The organism is Paenibacillus sp. Aloe-11 (genome assembly GCF_000245715.1).
GTDB classification, from domain to species: domain Bacteria; phylum Bacillota; class Bacilli; order Paenibacillales; family Paenibacillaceae; genus Paenibacillus; species Paenibacillus kribbensis.
On record NZ_JH601039.1, the window covers coordinates 72797 to 96580 of the forward strand.

Here is a 23784-nt window from a genome sequence, read left to right on the forward strand (position 1 = left end):
TATAGGAGTGGATTTTTTTCTGTAATTGAGTTTGACAAAGAAATGATGTCAATGGTTAAATTTAACTGGAATTTAAATTGACATCAGGGGTGTATCATTTGGAGGAACATGATTTAACGAAAAATCCATCTAGTGCAGCTCCGGGAGAGTATGCGACTCATGGCAGCTACGATCGACGAGAACCGGACAAGATGGCAGTATTATCGGAAACATACGGGGCCTCTATTTTTTTCAGAAGATGGGCGGCCTGGATAATTGATTTCATTCTTATCGTCTTCGGGTATGGAGGACTGGTTTATTTTGCGGCAAAAAAGATAGCTGCTGCGGAAAGTCCAAATATCGTCATGGTAGTCGTTATCTTCCTGCTGGGCTCCTTCTGCTATTACTTATTGCTGGAAGGGCTGACAGGCTATACGCTGGGCAAATTTGTACTTCGCATTCAGGTCGTGAACGGAGAAGGAAGATCGCCAGGTCTGGTCAAATCGCTAATCCGTACCCTTATGCAACTGGTGGATATGAATCTGCTGCTTTTCTGGGGGCTGCCTGCTGGTATATTTGTGCTGGTGACACCCAAAAAACAACGGCTTGGTGATATGGCTGCGAATACATATGTGGTTAAGGTGCGGGATTTGAGAGCAGTGAACAGACAGAAAACAGGTATTTTCACAGGGGCAATCATCCTGATGACGATCATTTCGGTTATCTATGCTGCATTCTTTATTTCTTCGCTCATTACACAAACCGTGAAGCCCGAGGTATTTGTCAGTAAGGATAATCAGTTTGCGGTTACAGCCCCGTGGAGCTGGTCACGGGATGATACGATGAATGAAGATGCAGATATCTCGATTCAAAATAAAATTTCAGAAAGATATCTAATTGTAATATCTGAACCGAAAAGCGATTTCGACAGCAGCATGACTCTTCAAGAGTATAAACAGATCATCCAAGATCATATAGAATCGGGGCTTACGAACCCAGAATCAGGGGGCGCTTCTAATATTGCGGTGAATGGATACCCAGCCATCGAATTTACCCTCAAAGGAGAAGTGGAAGACACTCTAATTATGTATAACGTGACCACGATTGAAACACCTTCACATTATCATCAAGTGCTTGCTTGGACCTACTCTTCCCGATACGGTCGAGCAGAGAAGGAACTGCGCAAGATTAGAGACAGCTTTCGCGAAGTTAAACGTTAGGCGCTACCTATGATGTTAAGCTATATAGGGTAAACAGAAAAAAGCATTTTGCATAACTCGATTCCAGTTGTTCGCGGTTATAGGATATAGACGGGCAAATTCATTCCAATCTATATCCTGCTGATTGAAAGGCACTCTCTGGATTTATGCAAAATGCTCATATATAAGCTTAACTTTAAAAAATGAACATCAAAACGGAGTAGGCGGAATAGTGCTGTACAAGCGGAGCGGTCGCTTTTGTCCCCGGATTTCTACCGATGGAAGACTTTATTCCAGAAATCCGGGGGCGGTGGCGATGGGAAGCACTATCCGCCTGCGTAGTGGCGCTATAGGTAACTTTTGACCACTCGCAATCCGGCGACTTTCGCCACCTTGCCTTGCGGGTGGGCTGTGAATCGGATCGTAACTTCATTCTTTTGGCTCGTTACGGACTGAGGAAGCTCATAGGTGAACGTTTCAAATTTATTCATTTCCTCTGATTCCAGCTTGCCTTCTCCTAACATCCGACCATCTGCGGTGATGTCAAAGTCACGATGGGGACGGTCGGAGTCCTTCAGATAGGTCACCGCTAATTGGACAGGCTCATCCGGGAGGACCTTCATCACAAAAGAGAACCAGCCCCCAGGCCATGTATCGCGATATTTGCGGTTATAGATGGACCCCAGACCTACATGTTCCCCAGCAAAGGCATGATCCCGTTCAGGCTGCATTTCCGCAGGCTGCACAGCATCGACCGTACGTCGTTCCAGCTCCAGCTGGTACGCTAACGCGGTACGGTATTCTGCCTCCGCTAACGCCCATTCCTCCGTGGAGAAAAGGTCCCAGTAGACGGTATAAGAACGGTCATACATTTGATAAAACGGACGAAGCTGCAAGTCTCCGACATAGCCCAAGTCGTTCATACGGAATGTATTGGGCTCATTCTCGTGAGGAACCAGCTTCGAGGTCAATGAACCTGCCGAGCCGATCAGCACAGATGCCAGCAGGTGCTCCTCGTTGGCTTCCTGTGCCACAGGACCGAGGTCTCCAGCCAGCACAAGCGGGCCGTACATAAAGGCAATCCGCCGCGGATTGTCCGGCATTTCCTCGATTCTTACGGTCATAGGGATGTCATATTCGACCGTATCTCCGTCCTTCCATTCTCGTTCGATCACCACGTAGCTGGTGGGACAAGCCTCGGCGGTGAACGCTTCCCCGTTGATTTTAATGATCATGCCTTGTTCCGCCCAATGCGGGCATCTCAGCTTGATTGTGAAGGATTGTGGCTTCTTGCTGATGACGCGCAGCGTTCCCCGTCCAGTTTGCGGAAAGAGCGTTTCTTGCTTGAGCTGTACATCCATGTCGTCCCACGTTACGGTAGAAGGGACATATTGATTAACATAGATCGTTTGTGGCGTATGAAAATAGATGGCAGTACCGTACATGGAATGGCTTTCCATACCGGACCCGACACAGCATGTAAAATCCTCATATTGAGAATTGAAAGTTTTGTGTCCACCCATTTCGAGCGATACAAAGTAGCATACGCGCCCATCGACGGGCTGCTGTGAAGCTAAAATATGATTGAACATCGCTCGTTCATAGTAGTCTGCATAGGCTGCGTAGGCGTCCCATTCGAACATATGCCGCGTTAGCTTCAGCATGTTGTAGGTGTTGCAGGTTTCACAGGTCCCTTCGCCCAAACGGTCATTCAGCTTCCCCGGTTCACCAAAATGCTCATTATAGCTATTGCCGCCGATCACGTAGGAATGCTTGTGAACAACTCGATCCCAGAAAAAGCGGGAAAGGTCTGCATAGTGCGGTTTGCCTGTTACTTCATATTGCCGTGCAGCGCCAATGATTTTGGGAATCTGTGTATTGGCATGTCGCCCTGCCAGCGTATCCCGGCTGTCTGCGAGGTCATTCAGCACCTCTCCATGATAAAAGCGTTCCGCCAGCTTCAAGAAGCGCTCTTCCCCGGAATGCTCTGCCAGATCGGTCAGCACCTCGTTCATGCCGCCAAATTCGCAATGCAGCACCCGCTGCATCTGCTCATCATCCAGCCCTCGGAATACGTCCTCCAGCCAAGCGCCAAGCTTGATTTCTATGGGGAGAGCTTTGGGATGATGAGCCAGCAGGTGGGCATCACGCAAGCCGGCAAATAGCTTATGCATCGTATATAGCGGCACCCAGCCGCCGTTCAGATCAAAGCCCTGGGAGCGAATATCCCCTGCTTTTACCTCCTCAAAAATCTCTTTCCCGCGCGGAATACCGGAAATGTATCCGTTTCCATGATTGTTTTGACATATTTCCAGCTCGTCGATGACATAGCTTACCCGTTCGAGCAGTCTTTCATCGCCAGTGGCGGCATACATCAGCGAACAGCCGGACAGGTAATGGCCGAGCGTATGTCCACTGATGCCGCGCGCTTCCCAGCCCTCATAATGAGCCGCTTTGGGCTCCAGCCCCGCATATTCACGAAAACGTGATAACAAACGATCCGGTTCCAGGCTGAGCAGATAGGCGGCATTCAGTTCCATTGCATGGTAAAGTGGACCGGAATCAATGCTTACTTTATGCAAGTCAAAAGCTTGTGCTTTCAAAATCATCGCCCCTTAGCTAAGATGAAAGTGTATATTTCTCCACTACATTAGCATTGCAATCGCGGTATGTCAGTAGCCTAACCATACAATGGGTGGACAAATCCGAACTTGAACCTAAAGAGGCGATAAAATGACTTATCTGAAAGTAAACGTGGATGCACCCGTTCAACTGATCTCGGCAGGCGAGTTTATTTCCGAGGTGTCATGGAAGCATATGAGTCGTTCTATAGAGAACTTCGAGCTGATCCTTGGCGTCCATGAGAAAGTATACATTCGGGAGGAACAGGAGCATTTTGAGATAGAAGAAGGAGATATTGTACTGCTGTATCCTGGTCGCACACATGGAGGATATCGGGAATCGTTGCCGGGGGTTAAATTCTATTGGTTTCATTTCGACGTTCCCGCAACCCCGAATGTATTATCTAACGAGGAAATGGAGCAGGAAATCCATACGATGGAGGGGCTTTTGCAGCGTCACGGCGTGGTGCGGGATATCTATTTACCACAATGTGTACAGGCAGGGAACGGAGATCGGATTCATATTATCGTCAATCAAATTTTACACGTAGCCAATTCACATTATCTCACGCATCACAGTGCCAATTATTTGTTCACCTCGCTGTTGATTGAAATATCCGAGCTGGCTCTCGGTCGTCTGATCAACAGTCCTGTCAGCCCGCAGGGGAATGTGAGCTTTAGCAAGATTATCGAGTGGACCCGGATTCATGCCGAAGAACCGCTGACGGTGACGGATATAGCCCGAAAATTCAATTACAACAAGGATTATATTTCACGTTTGTTCAAGCAAAATACAGGCATGAGGCCCTTGGAGTTCATTCACAGTATTCGGATTAACAAAGCCAAGGAGCTGATTTCCCGTACGGATATGAGCATTAGGCAGGTTGCAGAAGAAGCGGGGTACACGGATGAAAAGTATTTTATGCGTTTGTTCAAAAAGAGAGTTCATATGACTCCTTCGCAGTACCGGAATGCCTATCATAAAACATTTATGAACAATGTCTAACGTATTTCCGCTTGGATAGGGAAATTTTATAGATAAAACATGAGAAGAGAGTCGGCTAGAATAAACTTGTAAGCGTTTTATTTATAGATAGAAGGGAGGAGAGACATCCACCATGATTACTAGAGAACAGATTTATCTGGATGAGAGGCTGGAGACCAAATCGGCTGTGTTTGAATTTATTGCCCAGGAGGCGGAGAAGCTGGGTGTCACCGTCCATAGAGAGCAGCTGGTGCAGGACTTATGGGAGCGGGAGAACGTGTATTCGACGGGCCTTCAAGATCAGTTTGCCATACCTCATACACAGAGCGAAGCGGTCACAAGACCCGCGGTTCTGGTAATCCGATTGAAAAACAGCATTGATTGGGCGTCTCATGACGGTAAGCCTGTCCAGTATATTTTCAGTATTTTGGTGCCTAAAAGTGACGTGAATGTATCCCATCTGCAAATTATTTCCTCGCTCGCAACCCTGCTTTTGGAGGATTCCTTCAAAGAGGCGGTAGCGGGCGCCAAGAATGGCGACGATGTGTATCATTTGCTCGAGCAGTATACAGAAGGGTTGGTGTCATAAATGAAAATCGTAGGCGTTACATCGTGTATTGCAGGTCTGGCTCATACTCCAATGGCGGCAAAAGCACTGGAAAAAGCAGCGGCCCAGCTCGGTCACGATATTAAAGTGGAGCAGCAGGGCGCACTGGGACAAGTGAATAAGCTGACGGAGGAAGAGATTTCAGCGGCGGACTTTGTACTGATTGCCTCGGATCAGACGGTGAAGGATGCGGAACGTTTTGAACATAAAAGAATTGTTCGCGTCAAAATCGGTCATGCGGTCAACAATGCGGAAGCGGTTCTCACCAAAGCGGTGGAAGCCATCTCTGCTCAAAAATAAGGCAAGGAAGGCGACGCGGGGAATCAGCAGCGTAGCTGACTTTGGCTAACAACCGATTAGCCTTTGGATAACAGTAGTATTCAAGATGGGGGAGAACATGATGAAAAAATGGCTGAGTGAAGCTAAAAAGCATCTGATGACAGGCATATCTTACCTGCTTCCGGTTATTATTGCAGGCTCCTTGATTGTGGCCGTGTGTAAAATTATCGGCCTGACAATGGGGGTCACCGACTTTGGCCCATACGCCGATAAGAGCGGCTTTCTTCATATTTTATATTTGGTCGAAAATGTAGGCTGGCGCGGAATTGGGCTCCTGAATATGGTGCTAGCCGGATATATCGCCTACTCCATAGCCGACAAGCCTGCGCTTGCTGCGGGGCTGATCGGGGGCGTGCTGGCACAGGAGACGAACGCTGGCTTTCTGGGCGCGCTCATTGCAGGTTTTTTTGCCGGCTATATTACGCTGTGGGTGAAAAACAAGGTGAAGATCACAGGCCCGGCCGCAGGCTCTGTCCCGCTCATTATTTTGCCGCTGATTACCGTGGGTTTAACGGGAATTCTCATGTCCGTCATTTTGGGCGGGCCGCTGAGTGCGATTAATGAAGGGCTGGTCAACTGGATTAAGCATATGAGTGAAAGTGGAACCAGTACCCTGGTGCTTGCCTTGATTTTGGGAGCCATGATTGGGTTCGACCTTGGCGGTCCAGTTAATAAAGCTGCCTGGATGGCGGGAAATGCGTTATTCCTGTCAGGCGTGTATTTGCCCAATATTTTCGTCAACATTGCTATTTGTATTCCACCACTGGGCTATGGTCTTGCAACCCTGATTTTGAAGAAACGCTTTTCCAAAACGTATCGGGAGGCTGGAAAAGGCTCTGTCATCATGGGCGTTATCGGAATTACCGAGGGAGCGATTCCGTTTACGCTGCGTAACCCTGCCAAGCTGATTCCACTGAACATGCTTGCCTGCGCCGCAGGTTCCGCACTAACAGCTCTGCTGGGCGCACACGTCATCATGCCTCCGATTGGCGGTTTGTATGGCGCAATCTCCGTAGGGACTCCGTTTGCATATCTGGCTGGAGGAATTACAGGGGCGCTAATCATTGTGGCGGGTACGCTGTTCGTCAACTTCCGTGAGGAAGAGCAGCAGGCTGAGACGAAGGAAGCGTCCGTCAAGAAAAACGGGGAAGATATTGAACTAGTGTTCGACTGATGGGAAGCACCATCCGACTGCGCAGTGGCACAATATGAAAATTTTAAGCTCAGCTTATATAAATAGAAGATAGACAGCATGGAGGGAGATCGAGATATGAGCCGTACGAAAGTGCATGTCATTCCACATACTCACTGGGATCGGGAGTGGTATTTTACCACTTCCAGATCCAAGGTCTACTTGGTAAAGCATGTGAAAGAGGTTCTGGATGCGTTGGAAAGTAGGGACGGCTTTAAATATTATCTTTTGGATGCCCAAGGCTCCCTGTTGGATGACTACATCAAATGGTGCCCGGAAGACGAGGAACGCATTCGTCGTCTTGTGACGGATAAGCGCCTGATGACCGGGCCGTGGTATACGCAGACAGACCAATTGGTGATTTCCGGTGAATCCATTGTGCGCAATCTGTATTATGGCATGGAGACAGCACAGAAATATGGCCATGCGATGAAGGTTGGTTATGTGCCGGATGCCTTCGGCCAGTCAGCACAGATGCCGCAAATTTATCAGGAGTTCGGCATTCGGCATTTTTTGTTCTGGCGCGGTGTGGCAGACAATACGAATCCAAAAACCGAGTTTTTGTGGAAGGGATCAGATGGCAGTCAGGTGTTTGCCGTACAAATGCCGTTCGGTTACTACTACGGAGGCAATATTCCAGAGGAACCGGGGCAGCTTGAAGCATATCTGGACAGTCAAATCGGTGCGCTGGAAGCAAAAGCATCCACGCGTCATGTTTATTTTCCCAACGGCTTCGATCAGGCGCCGATCCGCTTGAATCTGCCGGAACTGATCCGCACGTTCAACGAGCTTGACCCGGAGCGGGAATATGTGATGAATGAGCCGGAGCGTTTCCTTGAAGAGATTGAAAAGGACAGCAAGGTCCTTCCTGTACTGGAAGGAGAGCTTATGGAAGCCAAGCACATGCGTATCCATAAATCCATCTTTTCGACACGCGCAGACCTTAAGCAGCAAAATAACGAGATCGAGAATCTAATCGTAAATACGCTGGAGCCGGTACTGTCGATCAGTCATGCACTGGGACATGAATATCCTCATCAGATCGTGAAGGATATATGGAAGCTGTTGTTTGAAAATGCGGCTCACGACAGCATCGGCGGCTGCAACAGTGATACGACCAACCGGGATGTGGCTTTTCGCTACAAACAGGCGCGGGATATCGCGGAAAATCTGTTGGAGCTGCACAAGCGATGGATTGCCTCCAGGATCAAGCAGGAGGAGACATTTGCCTTTACCATCTTTAATACGTTGCCCTACCCGCGCAAGGGAGTGACGGAAATCGATGCTTACTTGCCGGAAGGCGGCTTTGTCATTCGGGATGTGAACGGACAGCAGCTTCCATATACGATCACGGAGAAAGTTGAACAGACAGACTACGTGCTTGGTCAGCATATTGATTTGAACCCGAGCAAAAAAGTATACCTGCCTGAGCGTGTATTCCGTGCCAAGCTGCTGGTGGAGCTGCAGGAAGTACCTGCTATGGGGTATACGCAGATTGTTTTTGATTTCAGCTCGACCGGGGATGCCATAGCAGAACGCAGTAACGGGAGCTGCATTGAGAACGAATTCTATGCTGTAGCTGTACAGGATAACGGAGCACTGCGCATTACGGATAAAATTTCGGGACGTATGTACGCGGATCAGATGGTGTTTGAGGAAAATGGAGATGACGGAGATTCCTACAACTATTCTCCGCCGGAACGTGACCTCACCGTTTCTTCGCTTGGTGCTGATGTAGAGACCATCACCTCGAAAAGTCCGGTAGCCGAAGAGCTGTCTCTTCGGATGAAACTAAAGGTTCCGCATGATTTGAATGAACGCGCCGCTGCTTTAACTTCCGCCATGCTGCCGCTACAGGCGTCGGTGTCCCTGCGTAAAGGCGAACGCCTGATACGCTTCTCGGTGAAGGTGGACAACAGGGTGCTGAGTCACCGATTGCGGGTGCTATTCGATACGGGGATTGCCTCCAGGCTATCTATTGCGGATCAACCGTTCGGGGTCATTGTCCGTCCGACGACGCTGGAGGAGGTAAAGGTATGGGAACGGGAACAGTGGACAGAGAAGCCGATTACCATTGAAGCGATGCAAAGCTATGCTGCGCTGAACGACGGTTCCCGTGGAGTAGCCGTGCTGACCGAAGGCGTACGGGAATATGAAATCATAGGTCCTGACCATGATACAATAGCGCTGACGTTATTCCGTACTTTCGGGTTTATGGGCAAGGAAAACCTGCTGTACCGTCCGGGACGCGCTTCGGGAGAAAAGATCGTAGAAACGCCAGATGCGCAGCTGCTCGGCGAGCTTTCATTCACGTTTGCCCTGCATGTGCATGAGTCCGGGTTTGATGAGGCAGACATTGCTCAAGCGGCCAAGGAATATTTAACACCGTTGTCCAGCTACCAGCTATCTGATTTTCTGAACGGTCGGTTGATATTTGCCTTCCGGGACGAAGAAAGAATATTAGAGCAAAGCTACAGCCTGCTGTCTTTTGGCGAGGATTCGAATGTAGTCCTGAGTGCATTCAAGAAAGCAGAGCACAGTGAGGGCTATATTGTACGTGTATTTAATCCATATTTGGATAAAAACGCGACCGCACGCATCACATTCGGTGCATTGGCCCGCTACGAGCTGACCTCGCTGGATGAGCGCTCCAAGGGAGAAGCGCTGGCCTCGTCCGATGCGGACGGTGCACAATTGCCGGAATTGGAGCATTGCAAGCTGTTGACGGTACTGGTAACCCCGGAATCGAAGTAACACAGAAGCTAAATACGGCTATCGGAAAGGAGGTCTTGATTCTACATGATTTTTCCCTACAAACGCTTGAAAAAGATGTACCAGCTCGTCAGTGGAAATGATCAAGGCTGGTCTTGGACTACCAGAGCACTTGCGGAGCGGCTGGAAGTCACGGAACGGACGATCCGCGATGATTTCAAAAAACTGGGCAGTATTCTGAATGAATACGGAGCGCGTCTGGAATCCAAGAGGGGAATCGGCTATACGATCCTGGTTGATGATCCCGACAGATACCGATTTCTCGCAGAGGAAGGTCAGGAGGAAACGGAAGTAAATCAGCCGTTACCAGGAGCACCGGAAGAGCGCATACGGTATGAGCTGTTCAAGCTGCTGAATGCGGGGGAATATGTAAAGATGGAAGACCTCGCCGACGAGCTGTATATTAGCCGGGCAACCATGAATAATGATTCCAAGATCATCCGTCGGATTCTGGAGGATTATAGCCTCACCCTGCGTACCAAGCCGGGACATGGTGTGAAGGTGATCGGGGAAGAGAAGAATATCCGTTATTGTCTGGCTGAATATGCTGACGTCCGCGATGAAGAGGGACAACGCAGCGGTATGCCCTTGGGGCAACAACAGCTATTCCAGGGGTTGGACTTATCGCAAATCCGCACCATTATCCTAAAGCATTTGCGGCCCCATGGCATCAGGATGGCTGATTTGGCCTTGAAAGATCTCATCACTCATCTGGCGGTCATGGTGCTGCGAGTGAAGGAAGGGCATGGATTAGAACGCTTTGAGGCAGTAGCAGGCAGTCAGCGGGATATGGAATTGGCTGCCACCATTCTGAGTGAGATGGAAGAAGCTTTTGACATCACCTGTCCTGCAGGAGAGCTGGATTATATTCTACTGCATATCGTTAGCAAAAAGATGGCGGAAACCGAGTGGGAGCGTCTCCAGTCTGACCGACTCTTTTTGGCAGTGCGCGGGATGCTGACATTTGTCTACGAGCGCTTCACCTATGATTTGCGTGATGATGAACGGCTGTCTCGGGATTTATTTGTGCATTTGAAGCCGATGCTGACCCGACTGGAGCATGGTATGAACATGCGCAATCCGCTGCTTGGACATATCCGCAAATATTATCCGCTGGCCTATGAGATCACAGTGGGTGCGGTTAAAGAACTGCAAAAATCGTTTCCGTATGACATCAACGATAACGAAATCGGTTATTTGGCGCTTCATATCGGAGCAGCATTGGAGCGCAAATACAATATTCCCCATCGGCGTCGCAAAACGGTGCTGCTGGTGTGCGGCTCCGGCTACGGAACCGCCCGCATTCTGGAATCCAGACTGCGTTCCCTGTTTGCCGAGCTGGATGTATCCCGAGTGGTCTCCCTTCGAGAATATGAGGAGATGCCTGCCGTCGATGAGGATCTCATCGTATCGACCATTCACTTGCAGCAGCGCAAGAACAAGCCGTCGGCGGTGATCAGCCCGATTCCTTCGGAACGGGATATGGAGACGATGACGCGGATGGTGCGTGCCAGCGACGAGGAGCAGGAAATTTCACTGCTGCGGTATTTTGACAAGGAATGGTTTATGACCCGATCCGATCAGCCGGACAAGGATGCACTCATTGAAGAAATGAGCGGTATTTTAAAGCAAAAAGGGGTTGTGACCGACAAGTTCCTGCCAGCAGTCAAGGAGAGGGAGAAGCTGGGATCTACTGCACTGGATCGAGGTATGGCTATTCCCCATCCCCTTGAGCTCAGCTCTAATCGAACGGTCGTAAGCGTATGCTTGCTGGAAAACCCGATCCGATGGGATGCCAACCATGAGGTTCACGCGGTATTCCTGCTGTCGATCTGCAAGGAGGACTACGAGCAGGCCATGGGAATCTATGATCTGTTTGTAGAGCTGATCCGTCAGGAGGAAACGCTGGAACGATTAAAGCATTGCCACTCCTTTGATGCCTTTATGCTAATTGCACGCCAGGTGCTTGCGATAAAGAGCAGTGATTTTCATTGAGAGCTGACCAGCCTGTAGTCTCACGATATGAAGCAATATAAAAGAGATCGTTCGCGATCTCTTTTTTCGGTTCACTAGTGTAATGTGGATGAGTGGAGCTCGATTAATAAAGCGAGTTGATCCAACGAAAATTTATGATTAACCATATCGACAGTAAAATCTTCGGCTGCTTTCTGATCCATTTTAAATTGAAAGTTATTGTAGCGTAAAAACATGAGTAATGCAGTAAAGGCCGTTCGCTTATTTGCATGATGGAAAGGATGGTTTTGTCCTAGAGATTCAAATAATGCGGCTGCTTTGCTGAATATTGTGGGGTAAGTATCTTCACTAAATGCCGATGATTGAGGACGTAGAACAGCAGACTCAAGCAAACGGATATTTTTGAAGCCGATTTGTTCGCTTTTACTGTATCTTTCAATCATGGCAACATGAATAGCTATAACTTCTGGAATGGTTAAGAAACGAATGCTACTCATCTATCCTTAAGTCCTTTGAGGGTTTCGTCATATGAATCCATTACTTGAGAAAGGGTTTCAAAAAAATCATCACTTAACCCCGAGGGCAGAGTTATTTTGTTCGATTTTTGTATGATGATTTGTCCGCTCGTGTGATCTACTTCAACCTGAACTGTATCTCCCAGGCCCAGTCCGAGCTGCTTAATGGCTTCTGTCATCGTAATCCCTAAGCTATTTCCGAATTTAGTAATTTTACGCTCCATTTCAATCACCTTACCCATATTTTGTCTTCCTTATTATATTTTTCAACTGTTATAACAATTATACATGTTCTCGTGGTATTTAAACATATCTTTTAATTCAGTTTTTATATCGGAGACTCAGTATTAGTCTTTTGCCGGGAATACCCGGAGGGATGCGGGCATATGTCAATCTGGCTACCAGCTAACCGAATGTACAAAAGCCCTTCCGATGCTTCTCTCATGAGAAGCCGGAAGGGCTTAGCTTGTTGCATGAATGATTATCTTGATTATCTATGTGGCGTATTATTTATATCCGTTGGACAGTAAACTCAAATTCCAGCTTTTGATCGGCTGAAATCTGGTATTCCTCATGCACGGGAGCGCCCCAGCTATCGTCGCCGCCTACGCCCATTTGCTTGCCAGCTACAGTGACAACGGTGTAGTACACGTTGGGCAGTTCATACAGATGGTATGCACTTTCCAGCTCAAACGCTGTATACGGCGAAATATTGCATTCCACAGGCGCGGTGGCAGGTGCGGTAATGCGAATGCCTCGCCGGGAATCGTCGGTAATATCGACACGGCGTACGCCTGTACGGTTGCCGGATTCCTGTGGCACGACATAGCCGGAGACGTTATCCGCAGCTTCGTTGCGGAATACGCCGAGTCTCGCACCGAAGGCACGGTCGATGTAATTCTCCTCCGGTCCCATCGCATACCAGTCCAGATGGCGGTAGTCCGCCGGAACCTTGAACGAAAGGGCAAAGATCGGCAGGTTAGGCAATCCTGATACGCCTTCATAGGTGGATTTTACGTTCAGACTGCCATCGGCTAAGACGGTATAGGCTACCGATACTTGTACGCCTGCATGAATGCTTAATGTGTAGCGGAATGTAACGGTCACACGGTCTGTCTGCTCTTCCGTGACCTCGATGCCCACACATTTACGTGTCAGACTCGCAGCGAACCAGCCCCCGGCTTCAAAGCCCAGGGCGGTTCCCCGATCATTGTCCGTGGTTGCACGCCAGAACAACGGGGCAGGAGGCATAGCGATCATCTCGCGTCCGGCGTAACGCAGCGAGGTCAGACTGCCTGTTCCTTTGGAGAACATGATACTGAAATCTGTGCCGTGAACACCGATATTCACATCGCCATGTACCACTCGCAGAACACCACCCGTAGTGGCTTTCAGCGGTTTTGAATCTTCCACGATGAAAATATGCTGTCCAAAGGCTACTTCATGCCCGGCCTCAGCCCAGAGCGTGGCTTCCTTCAAAACAAGCGCCGTGTGAATGACATATTCCCCGGGCTTCTCGTCCGTACCCGGGAACGTCAGTGGAATATAGGCTTCGGTCTGAGCCGCCACATCCACATGACTCACATTTCGTGCGATCTCTTGACCTTCATGCAGCAGGCTGTATACCAACTCGTAGTCGCCCGTTCCCTCGAACAGGTTTTCGTTGCGAAGGGTCACGCCGTTCCGATCAGGGCTGAGCTTCAGATTTTGGTACAGGAATTTGACCTCCTGCATCTTCGGTGAAACCTTTCGGTCCGCATAGACAATGCCGTCCGTACAGAAGCCGTAGTCTGTGGCACGATCGTCAAAGTCGCCGCCGATAGCGAGGTACTCGCGTCCATAGCGATCTTTTTTCATGACCGCCTGATCAATGTAATCCCAAATAAAACCACCTTGATACAGCTCGTATTTGTTCTCCAGCTCGGTATATTTGTGCATGCCGCCTACGGAATTACCCATCGCATGCATGTACTCGCAGCTGATATACGGTTTTTGCGGATTGTCGTTCAAATACTGCTCGATATCTGCGGGCTTGGCATACATCCGGCTTTCCATATCGCTGGTGTCATCGTACGTACGGTTGTGGAATACGCCTTCGTAGTGCACCAGACGGCTTGGATCGGCGGCGCGGAAATAGTTGGCTACGTTGCGCAGCACTTCACCCGCGTATGATTCATTGCCGCAGGACCAGATCAGAATGGACGGATGGTTTTTATCCCGTTCCAGCATGGAAATGGCGCGATCCATGACGATATCCTGCCACTCGGGCAGATTGGCGGGAATATTCCAGGAAGGCTCAACTGCGCCGAGCTTTTGCCAGGACCCGTGTGTCTCCAGATTCATTTCGTCAATTACGTATACCCCGTACTCATCGCACAGCTCATACCATAGGGTCTGATTCGGATAATGAGAGGTACGGACTGCATTCATATTGTTTTGCTTGAGTGTTCGGATATCCCACAGCATATCTTCTCGGGAAATGGCGCGTCCGGTGCGTGCGTTAAATTCATGTCGGTTCACGCCCTTGAAGACGATGCGTTTGCCGTTCAGGTGCATGACCTTGTTGAGCATCTCGAATTTGCGGAAGCCGATCCTTTGCGGGATAACCTCGACGAGTGTTCCCTCGGCATCATAAATTTGAATGAATAACGTGTACAAATAGGGCTTTTCCGCGCTCCAGCGCTGTACTTGCTCCAGGCTTGCGGATAGCGAAGCCTTGCCATCTGTGAAATCGGCTTTCAAAGAAGCTGCAATCTGGCCCGCAGCATCCTTCACATCGACGACTGCATAGGCAGTTGCCGATTTTTCCAAGGTTAATTCCAGCTCCAGCAGGCCCTGGGTGTAGGAGGCATCCAAGTCGGCCTTCACATGCAGGTCACGTACGTGAACATGAGGAATCGTGTACAGATATACGTCTCTGAAAATGCCGGAAAAACGCCAGAAGTCCTGATCCTCCAGCCACGCTCCCGTACTTCTTTGGTATACCTCTACCGCCAGCTTGTTTTCGCCGGCTTGCAGGAACGGTGTCAATTCAAAATCAGACGGTGTAAAGCTGTCCTCGCTGTAGCCGACAAAGCTTCCATTTAACCATACATAAAAGGCCGACTCGACGCCCTGAAAAGAAATAAACACAGGTTGCCCGTCAGAGCTCATATTTTGCGGTAAAACAAAGCTTTTAATATAGCTCCCTACCGGGTTGTGATCCTCTGGAATATGCGGTGGGCGAACGTCTGAATGTCCATCCCACGGATACATCGTATTCACGTACTGCATTTGGCCGAAGCCTTGCGTCTGAATATGGCCCGGCACCTGGATATCGCTCCAGCCGCCATACTCAAAGCCAGGGGCATAGAATTCCACCGGACGACTGGCTGGGTTCGTTGCATAGTTGAACTTCCAGTTCCCATTCAGGCTATGGCGCCAGGCCATATCGGCCCGGTGCTCTGCTTCCTGAAGCGTGGCGTAATATTTATGATCGGAATAGGCTGGCAGCCGATTTACCGCGAACTTGGTCACATCGGTGAGCCAGTCCAGACTGGGGATACGGATGGTCAAGGCGAACACTCCTTATTTTTAAAATGAAATGAAGATATCGGTGATCCGTTCAAAAATCTGTTATTTTACCGAGCCAACCATGCCCGCTACAAAGTGCTTCTGCATCAGGAAGAATACCAGTGCCGTCGGCAGTGTGGACAGGACGATAGCGATCATGATGACACCGTAATCAGGTGCATAGCTGGAGCCCAGATTTGAGATCAACAGCGGGATGGTTTGATTCTCGGGCGTTTGCAGCACGATCAGAGGCCAGAGGTAGTTGTTCCAGCTGGACATGAACGTGATGATCGCAGCAGCGGCATAGGTTGTTTTCATCGTAGGCATGTATACCCGGAAGAACAGACCCAGCTCGGACAATCCATCCATGCGACCCGCTTCAAGCAGATCCTTCGGAAACATTTTGGTGCTTTGACGAAAAAAGAAGATCAGGAACGCCGTAGTGACGGTCGGAATGACAACAGATGAGAGTGTATCAATACCGATCCAAGGCATCACATTGGAAATACTGCCGAACATCCGATAAAGCGGGATCATGATCGCCGCAAACGGGATCATCATCGACATCAGCAGGATATTGAAGACAACGTCTTTGGCTTTGCTTCTGTAAATTTCAAAGCCATAGCCGGCCAGGGATGCAATCAGCATAGCCAGCAGTGTAGTTGAGATTGAGACTTTTGCAGAATTACTTAGTGCTGTAACGATATCCACCTTTTCCAGCAAACTATGCATATTATCCATAAGATGAGAGCCGGGCAGGAGCTTGCCTTTCGTCACATCGACCGACAGATTGGTGGAACTGGACAGCATCCACAGGAACGGGAAAATGGAAACGAACGACACAATAATCAGAAAGGCATACGTAAATAATCTTTTCGTTTTCATCATTTTTTCTCACCTGCCACTTTGAACTGGATAATCGACAAGATAATGATCATGATGACGATGGAGTAGGAGACGGTCGCCGCATAACCAAAGTCGGATGAATACTTGAAGGACAGGTTGTAAATATATTGCGAAATAGAAGATGTCGCGTTGCCCGGTCCACCCTTGGTAATATTCATAATTTCATCAAAGAGCTGAAGTGTACCAATGGTCGATGTAATCGAGGTGAACAGGATAATCGGTTTAAGCAGTGGAACAGTAATGCTGAAAAACTGTCGGATCGGGGAAGCGCCGTCAATACGGGCTGCTTCATAGATGGAACTGTCAATATTTTGAAGACCAGACAGGTAAAAGATCATATTGTACCCGGTCCAGCGCCATGTGATCGCGATAATAATCGTAACCTTGGCCCAGAAGGGGTCCGTAATCCATTGGATCGGCGTACCAATCACGTGCAGATTCAGCAATAGGGAATTGACCAGACCATCAGCCGAGAACAAATACTTGAATACAACGGAATAGGCTACCAGCGATGTAATACAAGGCAAGAAGATGGCTGTGCGGAAAAAGCCTTTGAATTTCAGATTTTTATCATTCAGCAATACTGAAATGAACAGTGCCAGAATAACCATCAAAGGCACCTGGAAAATTAAATAGATAAACGTATTTTTCACGGCGGTTATAAACATGCTGTCCGTAAACAGACGCTTGTAGTTATCAATACCGTTAAAGGTCAGATTAGACCCTGTACCTGTCTTGAAGGACAAGATAAGCGCCTGAATCATCGGGTAAAAATAAAAGGCCGCAATCATGATCACTGCGATGGATATGAACAACCATCCTGTCATACCTGCTTTGAGACGTGTTGTAGTCATTTTGGGCGCGGCTGTCTTCATAACCATATCAACTCCCTATACAGCATTAAAACCTTGAACTCGCAAGCCCAAGGTTTTAAGTGCTTATCGTTTTATTGTTTAGCCTTGGCTACATGGACTGTCTTATTTAAGCTGTGCTTCTGCCTGTCCTTGAGCATCTTTCAGAACTGCGTCTACATCTTTGCCGTTCAGGTAGTTTTGAATCTCAACGGTCATGATGTCCTCAATGGCATATGTGTGCAGGCCATAGTTGACTTTTGGAACTTGTTTGGTCCATTCTGCGAATTTCTTGTAAACTTTGTCGCCACCGAAGTAAGGATCTGCCACGTCATAAGCTTTACCGCTGGAAGCTGCGTTTAATGAACCGACAATTCCGATTTTGCTCAGCATATCTTGATACAGCTCTTGATCTGAACCGAATGTTTCTTTCAGGAAATCAGCAGCGATATCTTGACCGTCCGAGTTGAGGACATACCAGGAGCTGCCGCCGAGACTGGAAGCATTCACGGATTCAGGTACATTTTTCAATTTAGGGAAAGGAACAACGGCCCATTTACCCGATTGTGAAGCTTCTGCTTTGATCGAAGGCGTAATCCAGTTACCTGTAGGTACGGAAGCAACTGCACCGCTATTGAAGGCTGCCAGGAATTGACTCCAGTCGGCATTCATTTTAACAATATTTGCATCGAACAAGGATTTGTACGTCAAGAGCGCTTCTTTCAGAGCTGCATTGCCTGCCAGGTTTGGTGTTTTACCGTCTTCTTTCAGGTACCAAGAACCTGCGGATTGGATCATACCACGGATCAGACCGAGGTCGTTCGGATCTTGAGTGAGCATTTCTTTACCTGTTTTTTGTTTTACGGCTTTACCGATTTCAATGAATTTGTCCCAATCAATATTGGTCAGATCAGCTACTTTGTAGCCGGCTTGTTCCAGATAGTCCGTTCTTACATACAGACCCATAACACCGGAGTCGAATGGAACACCGTACTGCTTGCCGTTGTAACTGGTTGGTCCAATTTTGTAATCAGCGAAGTCGGATGCTTTGATCGAGCTGCTCATATCATGGAAGGAATCCGGATAGGCTTGCAGGAAGTTCTGTGCCCGGTAATCCTCGATCAGAACCACGTTTGGCAATCCCTTGGTAGAACCGGAGTTGAGGCCGGCATTCATTTTTTGTACGATATCATTTTGAGCATATTCAACAATGTTTACGTTTACATCAGGATGTTTGGCAACGTAGCGATCTTTTGCCAGCTTCAGGGCCGCGATATTGAAGTTCGGGTCCCAAGCCCAGACGGTGATTTCTTTTTTGCCTGAATCTGTGGTCGTAGCTGCTTTCTCAGTATTACTGGAACACGCAGATAGCAAGATCAAGCTTGCGATCAGCAAAAGAAAAGACATTTTTTTCATTTCGTTCAACCCCTACTCTTTTTTTATAAGCTGCTATTCATGTAAAGCTTTTTGAAAGCGGTTACCTTATTTATGAATCTAGTTTATCATCCTTGCTTTGTGGGCAGTTAGGAATATCTTTATACGGATTTGTCTTATTATTATCAATTATCAAAAAAGGCACCGCTTACATTTGTACTTTTTTTGGATTTAGGTATTTTTTATAGCACCATTCCACCCACTCCGTTTTACATGCGCATTTTTTAAGTTCAGCCTATATTTTTTATAGGTATTCGGATTTTATGGTGGTATTTATCTAAAGACTTGATTTGTAGCGGTATCTTAGTACAATGGTTTTATGACTACTCAAAAAATAATAAATGATGAGCTCAGAGTCAAAATATTTAAGGCGTTAGCTGATGAAACAAGATTGGACATTATACGAACTCTATACGTCAGCAAAAAGGAGATGAATTGTGGAGAAGTAGGACACATTCGCGATACTACGAAATCGAATACTTCGTATCACTTGCGTACTTTAAAGGAGGCAAAATTGATCAAGGTACGAAAAGAAGCTCAAGCGAAGTATATGAGCATCGATTTGGAGACATTTCAAACTTACTTACCCGGATTTCTGGATACGTTGTAGAAAGAAATTCTTTTTATCGTTCGTTATGGAGGGAATACAAAAGACGCGGCCTAAGAGGAACCGTGCTGTTGAGGGCTAGTGTATGCTTTATCTCCACGAAGGATCATGCAAGTACTTGTTGCATAGGCCACAAGACTTTGGTTCTCGTCAAAAAATTTATTTTTAATTCAATGGTCGTAAAACTCTCCTCCGGTTGAAGGGTTGTCCCGAAAGCCACGCCCATCCCAATGTCTGCAAGCGTACTTGTTACGCCTCCATTTAGTGTTCCTTGGGGATTGGAGCGGCTTTGGGTCGCTTCCATCTCAAACAGGACTTAACCGGTGGCAATGGCTACAGGGTTATCCTTTCTGCATTCAATCGAATAGCAAAGACGTATCCTGAGATTCATAAATATGAGCCGCGCACGTGTCCAGTAACGCTTGAAGCTTCCGATATATGGCGCCGCCGAGACTTAGCCGCTTGACTCCAAGCTCCTGGAGCTTTTTGCAGCTTGTAAGCCCTGGCACAGACATAAGGTTTAGAGGAGCAGCAATTTGCACTGCAGCCGCTTTGATTTCGTTATCGTCCCTCAATCCAGGAACAAAAATTCCGCTTGCGCCGCTTTCCACATAGGCTTGCGCCCGGACCGTCGTTTCGTTGCACGGATCTATATTCAGCAAATAGGTATCCGCAAGTTTCAATACATTCTCGACTATCGTTTTCTCATCTTTTCCATAACCCGACTCTATGTCGGCAGAAACAGGGATGTTTACATGATCCAATATCGTTTTTATGCGATTTAATATTGTGTCAAATTCAATCCTTTCACCATCTGGATAACCCAAGCTTTTTGCTATACCCCAACTGGTCGTACCGATAGCTTTGAATCCGGCTTTCTCCAGAGACAACGCAGAAAACAAGTCCCATGCATTTCCTAACAATAAAAGCTCGTTCGATTCATGTAATACTTTAAACTCCTGAATTTTGCTCATACCTTTAGCCCCTCTGCACCACTGAAATTCTTTTTAGTGAGTCCGAACGTGATAATACCAAAATGATACTGACCAGTTCTCGATAAATGCTTGCCGAGCAACTTGTCCGCATATCGGTTACCCGCCACGCTATTGGTACCGAAGACGAAGCTTTTCTGGGCTCCCGCATCCTCCCCAGCGTTATGATGTCTTCCTCACCCCACGATCCAAAACAACGAGAGTAAAAGCCATGACGATAACCAGACCGTCCGAGGTCATAATGGAAGACAAACCGGCATTGTTCAAAACGAATGCACCTAGAACGGCTCCCACGCCGGAAGAGGAGTTGAACACGGTCGTATACACGGCTGACGCCGGGATAGCCGCCGCCCCACCTGTTCGCAATACCCATGTCTGGATACCAATAAAAAGTATCGAGATTGCCGTGCCCCAAACAACGAGCAGAGCCAGTACTGGCCATACCCCGGAGCTGAGCCCGAACGTGCCCAGACCAATGAGCGATATGCACATAAGCAGTAGTGATACGGCGATGACCGTCTTCATGAAGCGGTCGATCAGCGCCCCGGTAAGCACATTTCCGAGCAAGCCGGCGACCCCGAAGCCAAAGAGCAGAGCGGCGATCATAGCGGGAGCAATGCCAGGGACGTTTCTCAGATACGGCTCGATGTAGGTGAACGCTCCAAAATGCGCAGCTACCGTGAAGATCGCCACCGTATAGCCACGCCACAGCCTCCCACTACGCAGCACATTGGCCAAGGTGGCGAATCCGACCGATCCTTTGGCCTTTATTTGCGGCAGCACGATGGCCATTAACAGCGCCGTGAGCATGCTGGCCGCGACGAGGATGCCAAATGCCAAACGCCAGCCCCACGTCTGTCCGATCAGGTTGAGCAGCGGAACACCCAGCACGTTTGCAATCGACATGCCGCCGAAAACGATCGAAGTCGCAAGGCCCTTCCGGTTCGGAGGAGCCATCTGTGTCGCAAGCGCGGCCACCATTGCCCAGAAAACGCCATGCGATAGCGCCCCGATAACCCGCGCCAGCATCAGAACCGGGAACGAATGGGCGATCATCGCAAGTCCGTTTGCGGCAGCCAGCACTAACATTAGCCCGATTAGCAGCGGCTTCCGCGGGAAGTGGTTCGGCAGTACGGCGGACAGCAACGCGCTGCCTGCACCAATCAGCGCATAGGCCGTCACGATGAGCCCTACCGTTGCGGGACTGCGCCCAAGATCGGAAGCGATAAACGATAGCAGTCCGATCGGAGCGAATTCAGTGGCAACAATAGTAAACATGGCAATGCCGAGAACAACGATCGCCAGCCAGCTGCGAATGCTAGCTTTCGACGGTTCGGCTTGATTCAAAGCAACCTTAGACATAGTATCCCTCCGTATTGATCAGCCACATTAAATACCAATTGGTACATAATCGAGATAAAAGAAAAGCAGCAGGCAGCTGCTCGGCAAACGACAAGGCAAACGCCGATACAAGCGCCGATACAAGCGCCCCGACCGTTGATATGTCGAGTTGCAATTCAGTCGCTACTTCTGTAAGCAGCCCAACAATAACAAATTCGCTCGTCCCCAGCACAAAGGTTAATAGAAACAAATTCAACGTCAATAACTTTTGGTGTCTTGTCAACACTACCACCCTCTCTCCCCCTCCTACGCCTAAACTAAGCTCTCTCGACGGCAATCTGCACCTCCGCGACATAAGCTTCAGGATCGCCTGTCTGTTCATGAGGGATGCAAATTTCGCGCCGCGGTTCGTTTTCGATCATTCGATAACCATTTCGCTCAATCCACAGCGCCAGTTCCGTGCTTGCAGTGCAGCGGCTCGTCGTCCGGCAATGATGGATCAGCGTGGCCATTAGCGGAATGCCCGGCAACCGTTGGACTGCAAAGGGCGGCCGGCTTGGCATTTTGTCGGCTAGCAGCCGAGCTGCTTCAATGTCCATATCTTCATCGCTTTCCTCAGAGCCATGCCACAAAATGATCTGCGACAAGGACGTTCGACCGGCATTGCCCAAATAATCGTCCAGCTGCCGAAACATCTCTGGAATTTGCCGAAAACAAGTTCTTTGCCGATAAGACACCACCAATTGCGGTTCCACTTCTTTCAGCACGACATCATGCGTCCCCACCTGTTTTCCCTCATGCTCGATGGCGTCTAGCCGTTCTTGGATGCGAACCAACTTGACCTGCTCTTTGTCCACAATGGACTGAATCTCGTGCTGCTTGATCCGGAACATCCCTCTGATTTGCTCAAGCGGAATTTGCTCGTCGATCATCCGGCGAATTTGCTCCAACGAGAACCCCAGTTCTTTGTAGGCCAAAATGCGGTGAAGCTGAAATAACTGATCGGCAGTGTAGTATCGGTATCCAGAGTAAGGATCGGTATGGGCCGGCTTGAGCAAATTCAGCTGGTCGTAGTACCGAAGCGTCTTGACAGACACTTGGCTTATCTTCGAAAACTCGCTGATTTTGAACATAAATGCACCCCTTAATATCCAATATTGCGCTTCTGCTCACTTCTTCCGAAGTATAACTTTCCCGTTAAGGGGAGAGTCAAGCAGACGGCGAAAAAAGAAAATTTAGAACAGTTCACCGCCCGTTATCTTGTCCATCGACTGAGCGGATTTCCGAACAGAAAAAAAGCCGCACATCAATGTGCAGCTGGTACAGCTGGCTCTAGGGCCGACAGGTCCGCCAAAATCTTGCATATAAAGTGCATAGTTGAGGCCGAGCTTCACTGTAAATTTCTCGACGATATCGGCTAAACAGTCAAACGTATATGCAAACGTCTCGGTCGATGGCGCATCGCTGTACCCGAATCCGGGATATTCCGGTAAGAAAATGTGAACTTGATCGGAGAGCCGCTCGGTTGCGGTCTCCGGCTTCGCGATAGAAAATGCTCAGGCCGTCCATCTCTGTCGTACGATTATAAGTCATGGGAATCCTCCTTGGAGATTTGTTTCCTTCGAGACCGCGTTTCAGTTCCGGTGGATGAAGTCCGCAACGAGACGTCCAATTTCATCAGGTGCGTCTTCCAGACAATAATGACCCACGCCTGTAAGTCGATGAACGGGGGCGTCAGGGAACAACTCCGTGAACAGCGGCAGAAAATGTTCAGCATGTAGCGTGCGGTCAGACTCTCCCCAAATGGCCATTGCCGGCTTCGTGCGAATCATGCGGACGACTTCAGCATTAGGTACTTCAAACTGATGCGCGCCTGTAGCATACCCTTTCGCCCAGCCGATTGCGCCGAGACAATCGG

The 23784-nt window shown here is 48.7% G+C and carries 20 protein-coding genes and 1 pseudogene; 8 read left to right on the plus strand and 13 right to left on the minus strand.

Annotated elements, in window-relative coordinates; all coding sequences use genetic code 11:
- The first annotated feature begins 98 nt into the window (after positions 1–98).
- The gene (locus WG8_RS01025; protein ID WP_007428190.1) at positions 99–1199 is read left to right on the plus strand and encodes an RDD family protein; all 1101 of its coding nucleotides are present in this window, start codon (positions 99–101) and stop codon (positions 1197–1199) included.
- 326 nt (positions 1200–1525) lie between these two features.
- Here the strand turns inward: WG8_RS01025 and WG8_RS01030 are convergent, their stop codons facing one another.
- Positions 1526–3781, minus strand: coding sequence for a glycoside hydrolase family 127 protein (locus tag WG8_RS01030; RefSeq protein WP_083837523.1), 2256 nt, complete (start codon positions 3779–3781; stop codon positions 1526–1528).
- Between the two features lie 130 nt (positions 3782–3911).
- Here WG8_RS01030 and WG8_RS01035 point away from each other — a divergent pair, with 130 nt between their 5' ends.
- The 6 genes from WG8_RS01035 to WG8_RS01060 all read left to right on the plus strand — a co-directional run bounded on the left by WG8_RS01035 (position 3912) and on the right by WG8_RS01060 (position 11689).
- A complete protein-coding gene (locus tag WG8_RS01035) occupies positions 3912–4805 on the plus strand; it encodes a helix-turn-helix transcriptional regulator (RefSeq protein ID WP_007428192.1) in 894 nt (297 codons plus the stop codon).
- A 112-nt stretch (positions 4806–4917) separates the two neighbouring features.
- Complete coding sequence (locus WG8_RS01040) at positions 4918–5373, plus strand: PTS sugar transporter subunit IIA (protein WP_007428193.1); 456 nt, start codon at positions 4918–4920, stop codon at positions 5371–5373.
- Positions 5374–5691, plus strand: coding sequence for a PTS fructose transporter subunit IIB (locus WG8_RS01045; RefSeq protein WP_007428194.1), 318 nt, complete (start codon positions 5374–5376; stop codon positions 5689–5691).
- A gap of 100 nt (positions 5692–5791) precedes the next feature.
- The gene (locus tag WG8_RS01050; RefSeq protein WP_007428195.1) at positions 5792–6904 is read left to right on the plus strand and encodes a PTS fructose transporter subunit IIC; all 1113 of its coding nucleotides are present in this window, start codon (positions 5792–5794) and stop codon (positions 6902–6904) included.
- A 78-nt stretch (positions 6905–6982) separates the two neighbouring features.
- Entirely contained in the window at positions 6983–9676 is a 2694-nt protein-coding gene (gene mngB, locus WG8_RS01055) for a mannosylglycerate hydrolase (protein WP_007428196.1), read from the plus strand.
- A gap of 45 nt (positions 9677–9721) precedes the next feature.
- On the plus strand, positions 9722–11689 hold the full coding sequence (locus WG8_RS01060) for a BglG family transcription antiterminator (RefSeq protein WP_007428197.1): 1968 nt from the start codon (positions 9722–9724) through the stop codon (positions 11687–11689).
- Positions 11690–11763: 74 nt separating this feature from the next.
- On the opposite strand, the gene WG8_RS01065 is transcribed toward WG8_RS01060, so the two are convergent.
- The 6 genes from WG8_RS01065 to WG8_RS01090 all read right to left on the minus strand — a co-directional run bounded on the left by WG8_RS01065 (position 11764) and on the right by WG8_RS01090 (position 18908).
- A complete protein-coding gene (locus WG8_RS01065) occupies positions 11764–12165 on the minus strand; it encodes a type II toxin-antitoxin system death-on-curing family toxin (protein ID WP_007428198.1) in 402 nt (133 codons plus the stop codon).
- On the minus strand, positions 12162–12425 hold the full coding sequence (locus WG8_RS01070) for an AbrB/MazE/SpoVT family DNA-binding domain-containing protein (protein WP_007428199.1): 264 nt from the start codon (positions 12423–12425) through the stop codon (positions 12162–12164). The genes WG8_RS01065 and WG8_RS01070 overlap by 4 nt, the downstream gene beginning before the upstream one ends.
- Positions 12426–12693: 268 nt before the next feature.
- Positions 12694–15738: a glycoside hydrolase family 2 TIM barrel-domain containing protein gene (locus tag WG8_RS01075; RefSeq protein WP_007428200.1), complete on the minus strand. Its 3045-nt coding sequence runs from the start codon at positions 15736–15738 to the stop codon at positions 12694–12696.
- Positions 15739–15798: 60 nt separating this feature from the next.
- The gene (locus WG8_RS01080; protein WP_043890661.1) at positions 15799–16623 is read right to left on the minus strand and encodes a carbohydrate ABC transporter permease; all 825 of its coding nucleotides are present in this window, start codon (positions 16621–16623) and stop codon (positions 15799–15801) included.
- The gene (locus WG8_RS01085; protein ID WP_007428202.1) at positions 16620–17516 is read right to left on the minus strand and encodes a carbohydrate ABC transporter permease; all 897 of its coding nucleotides are present in this window, start codon (positions 17514–17516) and stop codon (positions 16620–16622) included. The genes WG8_RS01080 and WG8_RS01085 overlap by 4 nt, the downstream gene beginning before the upstream one ends.
- 102 nt (positions 17517–17618) lie before the next feature.
- On the minus strand, positions 17619–18908 hold the full coding sequence (locus WG8_RS01090; RefSeq protein WP_007428203.1) for an ABC transporter substrate-binding protein: 1290 nt from the start codon (positions 18906–18908) through the stop codon (positions 17619–17621).
- A 337-nt stretch (positions 18909–19245) separates the two neighbouring features.
- Between WG8_RS01090 and WG8_RS01095 the strand changes: the two genes are divergently transcribed.
- Complete coding sequence (locus WG8_RS01095; protein ID WP_043890662.1) at positions 19246–19536, plus strand: ArsR/SmtB family transcription factor; 291 nt, start codon at positions 19246–19248, stop codon at positions 19534–19536.
- A gap of 103 nt (positions 19537–19639) precedes the next feature.
- On the opposite strand, the gene WG8_RS29395 is transcribed toward WG8_RS01095, so the two are convergent.
- From WG8_RS29395 to WG8_RS27290, 6 genes and pseudogenes are all read right to left on the minus strand, one after another.
- Positions 19640–19837, minus strand: coding sequence for a PaaI family thioesterase (locus WG8_RS29395; protein ID WP_332309832.1), 198 nt, complete (start codon positions 19835–19837; stop codon positions 19640–19642).
- Between the two features lie 52 nt (positions 19838–19889).
- Complete coding sequence (locus tag WG8_RS01100) at positions 19890–20507, minus strand: isocitrate lyase/PEP mutase family protein (protein WP_007428205.1); 618 nt, start codon at positions 20505–20507, stop codon at positions 19890–19892.
- Between the two features lie 180 nt (positions 20508–20687).
- Positions 20688–21887, minus strand: a complete 1200-nt coding sequence (locus tag WG8_RS01105; RefSeq protein WP_007428206.1) for an MFS transporter — start codon at positions 21885–21887, stop codon at positions 20688–20690.
- Positions 21880–22158 (minus strand): hypothetical protein, encoded by a 279-nt coding sequence (locus WG8_RS29400; protein WP_007428207.1) that lies wholly within the window; start codon positions 22156–22158, stop codon positions 21880–21882. The genes WG8_RS01105 and WG8_RS29400 overlap by 8 nt, the downstream gene beginning before the upstream one ends.
- 25 nt (positions 22159–22183) lie before the next feature.
- On the minus strand, positions 22184–22999 hold the full coding sequence (locus WG8_RS01115; RefSeq protein ID WP_007428208.1) for a MerR family transcriptional regulator: 816 nt from the start codon (positions 22997–22999) through the stop codon (positions 22184–22186).
- Between the two features lie 501 nt (positions 23000–23500).
- Positions 23501–23784: pseudogene (locus WG8_RS27290) on the minus strand (alpha/beta fold hydrolase); the annotation flags it as partial.